The sequence below is a fragment of the Methylophaga nitratireducenticrescens genome (assembly GCF_000260985.4).
Classification (GTDB): Bacteria; Pseudomonadota; Gammaproteobacteria; order Nitrosococcales; family Methylophagaceae; genus Methylophaga; species Methylophaga nitratireducenticrescens.
The window spans coordinates 2,790,799-2,804,522 of the sequence record NC_017857.3 but is presented as its reverse complement, the minus strand read 5'-3'; the positions used below and the strand labels follow the sequence as shown (position 1 = coordinate 2,804,522).

12 protein-coding genes are annotated in these 13,724 nt (G+C 46.2%); 9 read left to right on the top strand and 3 right to left on the bottom strand.

From position 1 onward, the window contains the following. Positions 1–236: 236 nt before the first annotated feature. Positions 237–2,345 (top strand): methyl-accepting chemotaxis protein, encoded by a 2,109-nt coding sequence (locus tag Q7A_RS13325; protein ID WP_014708138.1) that lies wholly within the window; start codon positions 237–239, stop codon positions 2,343–2,345. Here Q7A_RS13325 and Q7A_RS13320 read toward each other — a convergent pair. Then, positions 2,336–3,232 (bottom strand): SDR family oxidoreductase, encoded by an 897-nt coding sequence (locus tag Q7A_RS13320; RefSeq protein WP_014708137.1) that lies wholly within the window; start codon positions 3,230–3,232, stop codon positions 2,336–2,338. The genes Q7A_RS13325 and Q7A_RS13320 overlap by 10 nt on opposite strands. A 374-nt stretch (positions 3,233–3,606) precedes the next feature. Here Q7A_RS13320 and Q7A_RS13315 point away from each other — a divergent pair, with 374 nt between their 5' ends. The 5 genes from Q7A_RS13315 (at position 3,607) to Q7A_RS13295 (ending at position 6,208) form a co-directional block, all read left to right on the top strand. Beyond that, on the top strand, positions 3,607–4,032 hold the full coding sequence (locus Q7A_RS13315; protein WP_014708135.1) for a CBS domain-containing protein: 426 nt from the start codon (positions 3,607–3,609) through the stop codon (positions 4,030–4,032). Positions 4,033–4,055: 23 nt separating this feature from the next. Beyond that, entirely contained in the window at positions 4,056–4,331 is a 276-nt protein-coding gene (locus tag Q7A_RS13310; protein ID WP_014708134.1) for a four-helix bundle copper-binding protein, read from the top strand. Between the two features lie 119 nt (positions 4,332–4,450). Next, positions 4,451–4,918, top strand: a complete 468-nt coding sequence (locus Q7A_RS13305; protein ID WP_169712033.1) for a DUF2383 domain-containing protein — start codon at positions 4,451–4,453, stop codon at positions 4,916–4,918. A gap of 84 nt (positions 4,919–5,002) precedes the next feature. Continuing rightward, positions 5,003–5,407, top strand: a complete 405-nt coding sequence (locus Q7A_RS13300; protein ID WP_041354720.1) for a hypothetical protein — start codon at positions 5,003–5,005, stop codon at positions 5,405–5,407. A gap of 90 nt (positions 5,408–5,497) precedes the next feature. Beyond that, positions 5,498–6,208 carry a hypothetical protein gene (locus Q7A_RS13295; protein WP_048481002.1) on the top strand — a complete coding sequence of 237 codons (711 nt, stop codon included), beginning with the start codon at positions 5,498–5,500 and terminating at the stop codon, positions 6,206–6,208. A 4-nt stretch (positions 6,209–6,212) separates the two neighbouring features. On the opposite strand, the gene Q7A_RS13290 is transcribed toward Q7A_RS13295, so the two are convergent. Both Q7A_RS13290 and Q7A_RS15400 read right to left on the bottom strand, forming a co-directional pair. Beyond that, on the bottom strand, positions 6,213–7,220 hold the full coding sequence (locus Q7A_RS13290) for a cytochrome P450 (RefSeq protein ID WP_014708130.1): 1,008 nt from the start codon (positions 7,218–7,220) through the stop codon (positions 6,213–6,215). A 99-nt stretch (positions 7,221–7,319) separates the two neighbouring features. Further along, on the bottom strand, positions 7,320–7,535 hold the full coding sequence (locus Q7A_RS15400) for a hypothetical protein (RefSeq protein WP_202971536.1): 216 nt from the start codon (positions 7,533–7,535) through the stop codon (positions 7,320–7,322). Between the two features lie 185 nt (positions 7,536–7,720). Here Q7A_RS15400 and Q7A_RS13285 point away from each other — a divergent pair, with 185 nt between their 5' ends. The 3 genes from Q7A_RS13285 to metH all read left to right on the top strand — a co-directional run bounded on the left by Q7A_RS13285 (position 7,721) and on the right by metH (position 13,722). Next, positions 7,721–9,061, top strand: a complete 1,341-nt coding sequence (locus Q7A_RS13285; protein WP_014708128.1) for an NfeD family protein — start codon at positions 7,721–7,723, stop codon at positions 9,059–9,061. 2 nt (positions 9,062–9,063) lie between these two features. After that, positions 9,064–9,813 (top strand): slipin family protein, encoded by a 750-nt coding sequence (locus Q7A_RS13280; RefSeq protein WP_014708127.1) that lies wholly within the window; start codon positions 9,064–9,066, stop codon positions 9,811–9,813. A 210-nt stretch (positions 9,814–10,023) separates the two neighbouring features. Further along, the gene (gene metH, locus Q7A_RS13275) at positions 10,024–13,722 is read left to right on the top strand and encodes a methionine synthase (protein WP_014708126.1); all 3,699 of its coding nucleotides are present in this window, start codon (positions 10,024–10,026) and stop codon (positions 13,720–13,722) included. Positions 13,723–13,724 lie beyond the last annotated feature (2 nt).

Here is a 13,724-nt window from a genome sequence, read left to right as displayed (position 1 = left end):
AAATCTGGCAAAGTCATCGCGGTTTTGCCGTTTTGGCAAGTCCTTCAGGCACATCTCAGGCCTGCAGCTAAGCTGCTTAATTGTGATGTTATCACCGGACAGGGGTAAAGCCGGAATCACTTGCCACATAAAGGGCAAATTCGGGCTGTTCAGTGAATACGATTGTTGTAGCCTGAAATCAGACTGCAATCTCAATGGTATGCCGGTAATGCCGGTCCCTGATAACGGAGATAAAGATGCATCTTTCCATTCAACAGCGTTTTAGCGTTTGGGCCGGCCTTAGTCTATTGACTGTGGTCCTGGTCACGGCGCTGATTGGTGTTTGGCAATTCAGTTCGATTAAGCAGACGCTTGCTGAGCATAGTCGGGAAGTCAGCCAGCAACAGGCACAAGAGTATTTACAAATATTAGCCCGGGACACAGCGGCCCAATTGCGTATTCCACTTGAAACGGCATTACATACTGCTCAGGCGAATGCTGCGGTAATTCAGGCGGTTGTAGCCGATTCGACCATCACAGACAGGCGCGGTCTTGCCATCAGAATGCTGGAACAGACTTTGACGCTGAATGATGATTTCCTGGGAGCCTACGTCGCTTTTGAGCCAAATGCTGTGGATAGCAGCGATTATGTCCATCGTGATAGCTTGGGGAGTGATAGTCGTGGTCGTTTCCTGCCCTATGTGGTGCGTTCATCCAGTGACAACTTTGTGGTGGAAAATCTGGAAGGACTTGAAGATGCTACTCTTGATGAAAATGGTGTAAGAGCAGGGGAATATTATCTTTGTTCCAAAGATAGCCTCAGCAGTTGCGTCATTGATCCCTATCTGTATCCAATTGACGGTGAGCAACTGCTATTAACCAGTTTGGTGGCACCGGTAATAGAAAATGGACGCTTTATTGGCATTAGCGGGATCGATATCTCTGCTGCTTTTTTACAATCGGTGATTACCGAAGTAGCGGCAGAACTTTATCAGGGAAAAGGGCAGACATTGTTGGTCAGTCCGCGGGGTGTAATCGTTGGACACAGTCAGCAACCTGAGCTTATTGGTCAGAATCTCAATGCTCTGGACAACGAGCTCAGAGAAGCATTAATTGTTGTCAGCGAAGCAGGCCAAAGTCGGATTTTGCAGCAGCAAGAGCAGTTTATCGTGCTTAGTCCGTTTAACATGCCCGGAAATGAGCAGAGCTGGGTGACTTATCTGGCGGTGCCGGAAGCAGATGTTTTGGCGGCAGTTGCGGAACAGGAACAATTTCTTGATCGTGCCCAAACAACCTTTATTAGCAGCACCAGTTTGCTGGGGTTGCTGTTGGCATTGATTGGAGTAGGCGTTGTTTGGCTGGTGGCCCGTAGCAGTATCCAACCCTTGGCAGAAATGACCTCTTTGGTGGCATCCATAGCGGAAGGTGAGGGCGATCTGACACAGCAGCTTAATATCAAGCGTCAGGATGAGACTGGCAAACTGTCCGGCTTTCTTAATATTTTTATTGGCAAATTACGCAAGCTGATCCAGCAATTAATTCCGCTTGGCGAAGATGTCAGCAAGCTGTCTGTCGAAGGTCGTCAAATTAGTGAACAGACTCGCTCACAGATGCTTCAGCAACAGCAGTTGCTTGAAGAAATGGTCTCTGCGGTAATGGAAATGGCCGCCTCAGCGCAGCAGATTGCCGGCAATGCAGACCGCACCTCACAATTCGTCAGCAAAGCCAATGAGTCTTCTCAGTCTGGAGCAGGATTGGTGCAACGCACTTCTGAGTCGATTCACGCCGTCAGTAATAGTGTGCAGGAATCTGAATCAGCCATGTTGGAGCTGGAAAAGAACAGTGAGGCGATTGTCAGCATTTTGTCAGTGATTCAGGGCATTGCTGAACAGACCAATCTGTTAGCCCTCAATGCAGCAATTGAAGCTGCGCGGGCTGGGGACAAAGGGCGTGGTTTTGCTGTGGTTGCAGATGAAGTGCGGGCCTTGGCCAGCCGAACTCAAGAGGCTACTGTGGATATTCACGAAAAGCTGAGTGTACTGCAACAAGGTAGCCGGCAGGCGTCAGCCGTTATGCACCAAAGTGGGCAGCAGGTGACTGAAACCGTCGATCTGGCTCTTGCAGCGGAATCTGCCTTACTGGATATTCAACAAGCTATCCGGGAAGTGACGGAAATGACCTTCCAGATTGCTTCGGCCACGGAGGAGCAAAGTGCAGTATGTGAAGATGTCAGTAAAAATCTCAGCAAGATTTCACAACTGGTCGATCACACTACCGAGGGAGCCCATCAGCTGAGCCGGGTGGGTAACGAACTGGACGAAGCGGCCAACAGCCTGAAAAAACAGTTGGCCTCGTTTCACATCTGAATACGGCCACCGGTGACACCATAAATTTCACCGGTCACATAGCTTGCTTCTGCAGAAGCCAGAAATACGTATACCGGTGCCAGTTCAGCAGGCTGAGCTGGACGACCGAATAATGTATTGGCACCAAAGTTTTTCACTTTTTTATCGGGCATAGTGGTCGGGATTAACGGTGTCCAGACAGGACCGGGGGCCACCCCGTTTGCTCTGACGCCCTGATTAATGGCTTCAGATGCCAGAGACAAAGTGAAATTGGCTATCGCAGCTTTGGTCGCGGCATACGGTGCCAGATTGCTGCTGGGTTCAAATGCCTGGTTGGAGGTGGTGTTAATAATGGATCCACCCGGCGGGATATGTTTTAACGCGGCACGGGAAAAGTGGAAAAACGCCTCAATATTGGTTTGAAATGCATAACTGATTTCGTCGTCGGGAATATCCTGCAATGATTCATAAGTCTGCTGAAAAGCGGCGTTATTCACCAGAATATCCAGTCTGCCAAATTCTTCAATGCAAACTTCAACCGCTCTATCACAGGCAGCGCGATTATTGGATTGCTCCATTTTTATCGAAATAACTTCTCTACCAGCTTCCCGTACAAGACGTTCAGTCTCATGTGCATCCTCTGCTTCGCTGAGATAGGTAAATACAATATTTGCCCCCTCACGCGCATAGGCCAAAGCCACTGCCATCCCGATACCGCTGTCCCCGCCGGTAATCAACGCTACTTTCCCAGCTAATCGATCATGCCCCTGATAACTGCTTTCGCCATGATCGGGTGTCGGCGTCATTTTACTTTCCTGACCAGGCAGTTTTTGGGGCTGAATATCGAACTCGGGACGTGGATAGCGATTTCTCGGATCGGTAAAACTATTTGCTGATGATTGCGTCATTACTGGACTCCTTAAGAGTTAAGAACAAAGGGCGGAGTGAACATTCGGTTAATATTTTTACCAATGCAAAAGCTATTCCGTACGGCAGGTTTTACCAACAATGTGATTTATCGTGATTAATCCAAATTTTGGATGAGTAAAAGCCACATTTGCCGGGTAAAAATTACCGATGATAGGAATTTTTTATACAGCCAGCAGAGCAATCGTTTGAGAGCGACTAATGAAATCCCGTGTAAATCCCTGATGTAGCAACGATGCGGCCTATAACTTATCTCTGGCATAGAGATTGCGAAAGGCTCTTCAGATTTGGTCACTGTCTGATGGCATTTTTGTATGACTCAAATAACGACAGAAACATATTTCAGGAGAAAATTATGAATATCAGCGAAATAATGAATCCGGAAATTGAAATGATAAGTGCTGATACAACCTTAAAAGAAGCTGCTGCCAAAATGGAACGAGAAAATATCGGATTTCTGGTGGTTGGATCAGAAAAAGAGCTGAACGGCACTTTGACTGACAGAGATATTGTTTTAAGAGCTGTCAGTAAAGGCAAGGATATGCAAACCACTACAGTGGGCGATATTTTGAGTAAGCAGGTTTTGTGTTGTGAAAATTCACAAAGTGTTGAAGAAGTCGCAAGACATATGTGTGATGAGCAAGTACGGCGGATGCCGGTGATTAATAGCGATAAACAGTTATTGGGGGTGGTGAGTATCGGTGATTTGGCTCAACACCTGAAACCGGAGCTGGTCGGCGAAGTGTTAAAAGGTGTCACCGAAGAAAGACACGCAGCTTAGTTCACAAAGCAATAGGAATAGCTATGCTAAATGCTAAGTTCAGAGATTGCATTGAAGCGTGCAAGCGTTGTGCTGATGCTTGCAATACATGTTCGGTCGCCTGCCTGCAGGAAGAAAATGTTGCTGAGATGTCACGTTGTGTCCGGCTGGATCTGGACTGTGCAGCAATCTGTCGTCTGGCAGTAAGTGCCATGGTGCGTGACAGTGAGTTTTCCAAAGCAATATGTCAATTATGTGCTGATCTATGTGAAGCCTGCGCTGAAGAATGTAATAAACATGACCATGAGCATTGCCAGTAATGTGCACAAGCCTGCGAGGCCTGTGCAAATGAATGCCGGAAAATGGCTACCTGAAATGACGGCAAACAAATTTATCGGATAGGTAAAAAATTAACAGTTCCTTAATGAATGATGAGCATATGATGAATGTAATTGATGAAAGTGATGTATTGGGTTCTACAGCGGTAATTACCAAGCTTAGTGATCTGGTTGCTTTGGAGTTCAATGCGATTGAAACCTATGAAGCGGCGATTGAACGGCTGGAGAATCTGGATTACCGGGCGAAACTCACCGAGTTTTTAGGGGAACATGAACGTCATCTATTAGAGTTATGTGATGCCATTATTCAAGAGGGAGGCACACCTCCAGATGGGGGGTATTATAAACAGCTTCTTATCAAAGGGCCGGTGGTGATGGCTGGCATCGGTGGGGACAAAGCCATCTTGCAGGCAATGTTGCTGAACGAGAACCTGACAAACAAACTTTATCAGAATGCCAATGATGAAATATTTCCCGGCTATATTCAACTCAAGCTGAAACAGGCGTTGGGAGAGGTTCGCCACCATCGAGTTTGGATTGAATCGGCGGTCGAAAATTTAAATGATTAAAACAAGCAAATTTCACGGAGGAATTGAAACAAAGATTTATATCGTGCTGTCTTTCTAATAGCTATTTTTAATAAGGATAAAGAAATGCCTAATAAATTATTTCTTTCAGTAACGGTATCAATGCTATTCGCCGCAACAACGGCAATAGCCGAAGATTTAAACCAGCCTCAAGACCATCGTTCCACCATTAATCAGCAACAAAACAATCAGGTGGGCCAACCAATAGATAGTCGGATAGACAGCGAAATAAAACAAAACCGATCTGCTACGCCCATTATTCCACCGACAACCCAACCTTTGCCAGTTACGCCACCGTCACGAACGATCATGACACCAGAACCACCCTCACCCCCGACCCGGGTTAATCCACAAACGCCACAAACGACTGATCGGGACGCTTCGGACAGCTTATCACCATCAACCACGTCGCCTTCGTATCCAGGTACAACCTATCCTGAACCCACTTACCCGGATCCGACGAGGCCTTAGGCTGAACCGAGGTGTAACAATGAATTTTTTATGACAATGCTTCAATAGACGGAACTTCTACCAAGGTTAAACAGATAAAAGGACACTGCCATGCCACATGCTAGAAAATTAGATAACAATCCTGCTGAGACTCAATCTCACCGGTTTTCAAAAACTGCCCGGGATGTTGAACTTCCGACTCCTTCCAATACGTCTGAAAAGACCAGCGCGAAAATCATGCTTCATCCTGAATTTACGATGGATGAAATGGATTTTGAAACGCTGAGCAAATCAGTTCCTGATGGAACGGTTGGCGATATTAAAAAAGTTCATCAGCATAATACCGAATTGCTATTACATAAATTAGGGCAACGTATGGCATTTGAACGCGCCAGTGTCAGACTTTATGAGGCGCTGATTTTTAAATGTCTGGCGGCACGGAACGGCAAAAAAACAGTTGTTTCGATTGACCAGTTACGGCAATTCCGTGATGAAGAAGTTGAACACAGCTTTCTGCTCAAGACAGCCATTGAAACATTGGGATTCGATCCGGATGAATGGATACCAGATGCTGATTCCAGTTTAATTTCAAGTTTGCAGACCCCGAAAGTCTTCACCAAAAAAAATAGTAGTGTTTTGAGTTGCCTAGAGGCGGTTTTGATCTTTGCAACCAATGACAATGCCGAGTGGCACACCTTGCATGAACTGTTCACCAACATGGGGTTGCAAGATTTGGCAGCTGAATTTAATCAAGCACTTGAAGAAGACAGCAGACAGCTTGAAACAATTTCTCACTGGATATATCAGCTATCCCACGCTTAACTCCTTATGGGGAGGAATGTACTTTCCTCCCCATAATTGTTGATTCGACTCGAGTGGCTACAGAATAAGGGGCCACTTTACAGATAATAAATCCGCTTTCTGGCAGGGTAGGCATTCTGTTATGTGGTAAAAACAGATTCTGGCCCGGCACTTCATATTGCATTTCCTGAGTCAGCACTTTTAATGCCAGCTCCATCATTGCCAGCGTCAGCCATTCTCCAGCGCAGCGATGATGTTGCCAATAATCGCCTCCACCCTGAGGGATCAGGCTGAATTTATCCGTATCATTATACAGAAAACGATCAGGCCAGAATTGTTCGGGGTTCTGCCATAACCGTTCATCATGATTTGTTCCATACAGATCGAGCATCACTCTGCTGCCTTGTGGAAAGGTATAGCCCTGCCATTCAAATGTTTTCCTTACCTCGGCGACAGTCGCTGGGAAAAATGGATAAAACCGTCTGACTTCCTGAACAAACCGATGCCTTGCTTCATCGCTATCCAGCCTTTTGGCTTCATGAGGGTAGTGATGCAAAGCCAGAGCTGTCAGCACGATGTAATAAGTAATCGCTACCGTTGGACGCAGAATATTGAGTAACTCGACGGCGGCTACTTGTTCCGAGAGAAGATTGTCATCCAGTTGCTGATGCATGGCAATTTTATAAAGTGATTTGTCCGGCTCGACCCGTAACTGCTTTGTGCGGGTTTGATGAATCAGTTTACGACACCACCTTTCCATTAACCGTCTGGCTTGGCGACCCTGCCAATGACGAAAACCTATTTTGCTGGCGCTTTCAATCATATGGATAAACTGTTGGGTACGATGTTTGACTTCGTTAGGTTCCAACGGTACGCCAGTCCACTGGCATATTGACTGGGTGAGTACTTCAGCCGCCGCTTGTTTCAGCACAATCGGTGAATCACGTAATTGCCAGTCATTTATTGCGGTCAGCCAATAAGCATGAGTAATTTGCACCAGTTCATCCAGTGATAGTTTTGTCATCAAGGCCATAAACATAGCCTTGCGATGCCGATGCGCTTCACCATCCAGCCCCTGAACACCCTGCTGCCCAAACAGCGTTTTTTTCAGACGCGAAGGAGCCGCACCACTTCATTTGAATTTTGTTTCATCGTAAAAAATTTCCGAGGCTTCACGGCCTACCATGCATATGGTGGGTTTCAGCAGTAGGCGGGTTTCAAACATATCAGTGTCCATTTGCTGACTACGATTACGGATAAAGTCATAACCTTTCTGTTGCAAAGCCAGAGTGCTGTCAAAACCCGGAGCACAAGGGAGAGGAGAGGCAGAAGATTGGGTATCAGACATAGATGCTCCTTTCATAAGGCCAGGATTAAATCCTGGACCGATATCAATTCAGAAAATTCATCTTAATTCGTGATTTGAAACCGCGTTGTTTGTATCGAAAAAACGTTGATTTAATAATGACTTAGCTTGACATTGATAATAAATTTACTTCACCATGAGCTTATCAAAATTCACCGGGAAAAACGATGCAAAGTGCCATGACTGCCCGTTATTTTGCCACAGCAATGCTGCTGTTAAGTTGTCTGCTGTTTGGGCAAATCCAGGCTCAGGCTGCAGATGATGTATGGACGCTGAAGATTGAGGGAGCTATCACGCCTGCTTCAGCCGATTTTTTTATCAGCACGCTGGCGAAAGCCGAAAAAGCAAATATTCATTTGCTGGTATTGCAGCTTGATACGCCGGGCGGGTTGGACCCTTCCATGCGTGACATGATTAAAGCCATTCTGTCTGCTGAAATCCCAGTGACTACCTATGTTTCACCTTCAGGTTCACGTGCTGCCAGCGCTGGTACTTATATTCTTTATGCCAGTCATATTGCGGCTATGGCACCCGCTACCAATGTGGGGTCTTCCACACCGGTCAAAATGCAACCGGGCGGCTTCAATCCAGATTTTGAAAAAGATAAGGATGATTCGCAGAGCACCATGGATAAAAAAATGGTCAATGATGCTGTTGCCTACCTCCGTGGATTGGCAGAACTGCGTGGTCGTAATGTTGAATGGGCAGAGGAAACCGTTCGTGAAGCTGCCAATCTGAGTGCCAGTGAAGCCCTTGAAAAAGGGGTGATAGATATTGTGGCGGAAGATCTGCATCAGCTTCTGCAAAGTTTGAATGGCCAGCAGGTCAGTCTTGAAAGTGGCAGCTTAACGTTGCAATTGAACAATATCGAACTGACCGAGATCGAAGCGGGCTGGCGTTATGAGTTATTAAGTCTGATCACCAATCCAAATATTGCCTACATTTTACTCATGATTGGTATCTATGGTTTGATCCTAGAGTTTTACAACCCCGGTATGGGCATTTCCGGTGTTATCGGAGTGATTTGTTTGCTATTGGCCGCATTTGCAATGCACATGTTGCCCATTAATTATGCAGGTCTGGCGTTATTGATTGTAGGTATCGGATTGATGATGGGCGAAGCATTCAGTCCTTCTTTCGGAATACTGGGAATAGGCGGCATGGTAGCGTTTGTGCTTGGCTCTGTGATGTTGATGGATAGTGAACTACCGGCCTATCAGATCTCCATGCCATTGATTGCCGCATTGGCAGCGACCTCATTTGGTATTTTTGTCTTTGTTATCGGCGCTGCTTTACGTGCCCGTCAAACGATGGTCGTCAGTGGAGCGGAGGCTATTATTGGTGAACAGGCAGAAGCACGTGAAGATTTTACCGGTCATGGAAAAGTGCATGCAATGGGCGAGCAATGGCAGGCTTTCAGTTCAGAACCTGTATCCAAAGGACAGATTCTGCGGATAGTTGCACGAGATGGACTTGTTTTACATGTGGAAGTCATTAAGGAGCGATAAACATGCAAACATTTATTATTGTCATTTTGTTAATGATCGTCGCGTTGGTGATCAGTACCTTCAGGGTTCTGAGGGAATATGAGCGCGGCGTAATTTTTTTACTGGGTCGGTTTTATAAGGTCAAAGGGCCTGGATTGATTGTTGTTATTCCGTTTATTCAGCAGATAGTCCGGGTGGATTTACGGACGCTGGTGCTGGATGTGCCATCTCAGGATCTGATAACCCGGGATAATGTTTCAGTTAATGTGAATGCCGTATTGTACTTCCGAGTAGTCGATCCCCAAAAAGCCATTATCAATGTAGAAAACTATATGGATGCCACTGGTCAGCTGGCCCAAACAACCTTACGTTCAGTTCTGGGGCAACATGAACTGGATGAATTGCTGGCGGAGCGGGATCGCCTCAATGATGATATCCAGGATATTCTGGATCGACAGAGCGACCAGTGGGGAATTAAGGTATCCAATGTTGAAATAAAACATGTGGATATTGATGAAAGCATGATTCGGGCAATCGCTAAACAAGCTGAGGCTGAACGCGAACGACGGGCCAAAGTGATTCATGCTGATGGTGAGTTTCAGGCTTCAGGAAAATTGGTAGAAGCGGCCGAACAGCTTGCCCGTCAGCCCACGGCAATCCAACTGCGTTATCTGCAGACTTTGACCGAGATTGCCGGTGACAAGAGCTCGACTATTGTTTTCCCAGTTCCTTCTCAGCTATTGGATAGCTTACATAAAATGATGAGTAAGTAATAAATCCTTAGGTTCATTATTCTGATCGCTGTAGAGTCATTTTTATTACTTTTCTGCCATGTTCAATAGAAAAACTGAACATGGCAGAAGGTCCAGGATGATCTGTTATAATTAGACGTTTTTTCAAACCTAGGGTCTGTTTATTTTTCATCTCAGCAGTGGTGGCGATGAAAGATAAACAAACCCTTACTGCCTGACAGGAAAACCGTTTTGACCACAGCTTCTCATCAAATCCGCAGTCTGCTCGAACAAAAGATCCTGATCCTTGATGGTGGCATGGGCACCATGCTGCAAAGTTATAAATTGAGTGAAACAGATTTTCGCGGTGAACGTTTTGCCAATCATCCCTGTGATGTGAAAGGTAACAACGATTTACTGTCGCTGACTCAGCCGCAGATTATTCGGGATATTCATCGGGCCTATTTTGAAGCCGGTGCTGATATTGTCGAAACCAATACCTTTAATGGCACGTCGATTGCGATGGCCGACTACCAGATGGAAGATCTGGTGTATGAGCTGAACAAAGTTTCGGCACAACTGGCCCGTGAAATCGCCGATGAATTTACTGCCAGCAATCCGGACAAACCTCGTTTTGTCACCGGCGTATTAGGTCCTACCAATCGTACTGCCAGTATTTCTCCTGATGTAAATAATCCCGGTTTTCGCAATGTTAGTTTTGACCAATTAGTCGAAGCCTATCTGGAAGCGATTCGTGGTCTGGTCGATGGTGGCAGTGATCTGCTGTTGGTTGAAACGGTATTTGATACCTTGAATGCCAAGGCTGCTGTATTTGCCATCGAGCAGTATTTTGAACAGCATGATGTGCATTTGCCAGTGATGATTTCCGGCACCATTACTGATGCCAGTGGCCGCACGCTTTCCGGACAGACTGCCGAAGCGTTCTGGAATTCACTGTCACATGTGCAACCAATATCGATCGGCTTGAACTGTGCATTAGGTGCTGAACAATTACGTCAGTATGTTGAAGAACTGTCGAATATTTCCACCAGTTATGTCAGTGCTCACCCTAATGCCGGCTTGCCCAATGAATTTGGTGAATATGATGAATCACCTGAAGCGATGGCGATTCATATAAAAGAATGGGCTGAAGCCGGTTTCCTGAATATTATCGGTGGTTGCTGTGGCACCACACCGGCACATATCAAAGCCATTGCCGAAGCTGTCGAAGGTGTTAAACCACGCCAGCGTGTTGAAAACAAACATTATTGCCGTCTCAGTGGTCTGGAACCTCTTACCATCACACCGGAAAGTCTGTTTGTGAATATCGGTGAGCGCACCAATGTGACCGGTTCAATCCGCTTCGCCAAACTGATCAAGGAAGGTGATTACGATACAGCTTTAGAGGTCGCCAGACAGCAGGTCGAAAATGGCGCGCAAATCATCGATATCAATATGGATGAAGGCATGCTCGACTCGCAGGATGCGATGGTGACTTTCCTCAATCTGGTTGCTGCAGAGCCTGATATCAGTCGTGTGCCGATTATGATTGACTCCTCCAAATGGGAAATCATTGAAGCTGGCCTCAAATGTATTCAGGGCAAAGGCATTGTTAACTCAATAAGTTTGAAAGAGGGCGAAGCCAAATTTATTGAACAGGCCAAACTGGTACGGTGTTATGGAGCAGCCGTTATCGTCATGGCATTTGATGAAGATGGTCAGGCTGACACCCGTGAACGTAAACGCGAAATCTGTACCCGCAGTTATGAGATCCTCACCGAAAAAGTGCATTTTCCGGCCGAAGATATCATTTTTGATCCGAATATTTTTGCCGTAGCCACCGGCATTGATGAGCATAATAATTATGCCGTCGATTTTATTGAAGCCACCCGTGATATCAAGCAAAGCCTGCCACATGCGATGATCAGTGGCGGCGTATCCAATGTGTCGTTTTCGTTCCGGGGTAACAATCCGGTGCGTGAAGCCATCCATGCGGTGTTTCTGTATCACACCATCAAAGCCGGTATGGATATGGGTATCGTCAATGCCGGCCAGCTGGCGATTTATGACGATTTACCCGAAGAATTACGTGAGCGGGTTGAAGACGTTATCTTAAACCGCCGTAAAGATGCCACCGACCGTTTGCTGGAAATCGCCGATAAGTATAAAGGCGATGGCAGCGTTGAGAAAAAAGAAGATTTGGAATGGCGTAGTCTGCCGGTGGTCAAACGGCTGGAATATGCTTTGGTCAAAGGTATTGCAGATTTTGTCGAAGAAGATACCGAGCTGGCCCGCCATGAATATGCCAAACCACTCGAGGTCATCGAAGGGCCGTTAATGGACGGCATGAATGTGGTCGGCGATTTATTCGGTGAAGGCAAAATGTTTTTACCGCAGGTGGTCAAGTCCGCCCGGGTAATGAAAAAAGCCGTTGCCTATCTGATGCCGTTCATCGAACTGGAAAAAGACGATAGCACGGTCAGTAGCAGTAACGGTAAGATCCTGATGGCGACGGTGAAAGGCGATGTTCACGACATCGGCAAGAATATTGTCGGCGTGGTATTGCAATGTAATAACTTTGAAATCATTGATCTGGGCGTGATGGTACCGGCACAGAAGATTTTGGATGCCGCACGTGAGCACAATGTCGATATTATCGGCTTGTCTGGATTGATTACGCCTTCTCTGGAAGAAATGGCACACATGGCCAAGGAAATGGAGCGTCTGGGCTTTGAAATTCCGTTAATGATTGGCGGTGCAACGACTTCGCTGATTCATACCGCAGTCAAAATTGATCCGAATTATCATGGCCCGGTGATTTACGTAAAAGATGCATCACGCGCAGTTGGCGTGGCACAGAATCTGGTCAGTAAAATCACCCGTGAAGATTTTGTCGGCAAAATCAAAACCGATTATCAAACCAAACGGGATCAGCATAAAGGCCGTAAATCCACCCGACGTTTGCTGACACTGAAACAGGCACGTGCGAATAAAACCAAAATTGACTGGTCGGCTTATCAGCCTGTCAAACCAGCTCAACCGGGCATTCAGTTATTTGATGATTACCCCTTGCAGGAGTTGGTAGATTGTATTGACTGGACACCATTTTTCCAATCGTGGGAGTTAGCGGGTAAATATCCCCGTATTTTGACCGATGAAATTGTCGGTGAGCATGCTACGCATCTATTTGAAGATGCGAAAAAAATGCTCAAACAGATTGTCGATGAAAAATGGCTTAAAGCACGCGCCGTGATTGGTCTGTTTCCAGCCAACAGTATCGAAGATGATGATATTGAAATTTACACCGATGACAGTCGTCAGCAGGTTTTAATGAAATTGCACTCCCTGCGTCAACAAGCCGAGAAACCCCCAGGCCGACCTAATGCAGCATTAGCAGATTTTCTGGCGCCCAAAGACAGTGGTGTGAAGGACTTTCTTGGTGCCTTTGCTGTGACTGCTGGAATTGGCATTGATGAACATATTGAACGTTTTGAAGCGGACCATGATGATTATCACAGTATCATGGTTAAATCGCTGGCTGATCGGCTGGCAGAAGCCTTAGCTGAGCGTATGCACGAAAGGGTACGCAAAGAGTTCTGGGGCTATAAACAAGATGAACAATTAGCCAATGAAGATTTGATAGACGAAAAATATCAGGGTATTCGCCCGGCACCGGGGTATCCTGCCTGTCCTGACCATACCGAAAAAGGTCTGTTATGGGATTTGCTTGATGTAGAAACACACATTGGCATGACCTTAACCGAAAGTTTTGCGATGTTGCCAACAGCGGCAGTTAGTGGTTTCTATTTTGCGCATCCTGAATCACGTTATTTTGGTCTGGGGAAAATCAGTGAAGATCAGGTTAAGGATTATGCAAAACGCAAAAACTGGACGCTTGATTATGCTGAACGTTGGTTGGCTCCGGCATTATCCTATGATGGCGATGATTGATG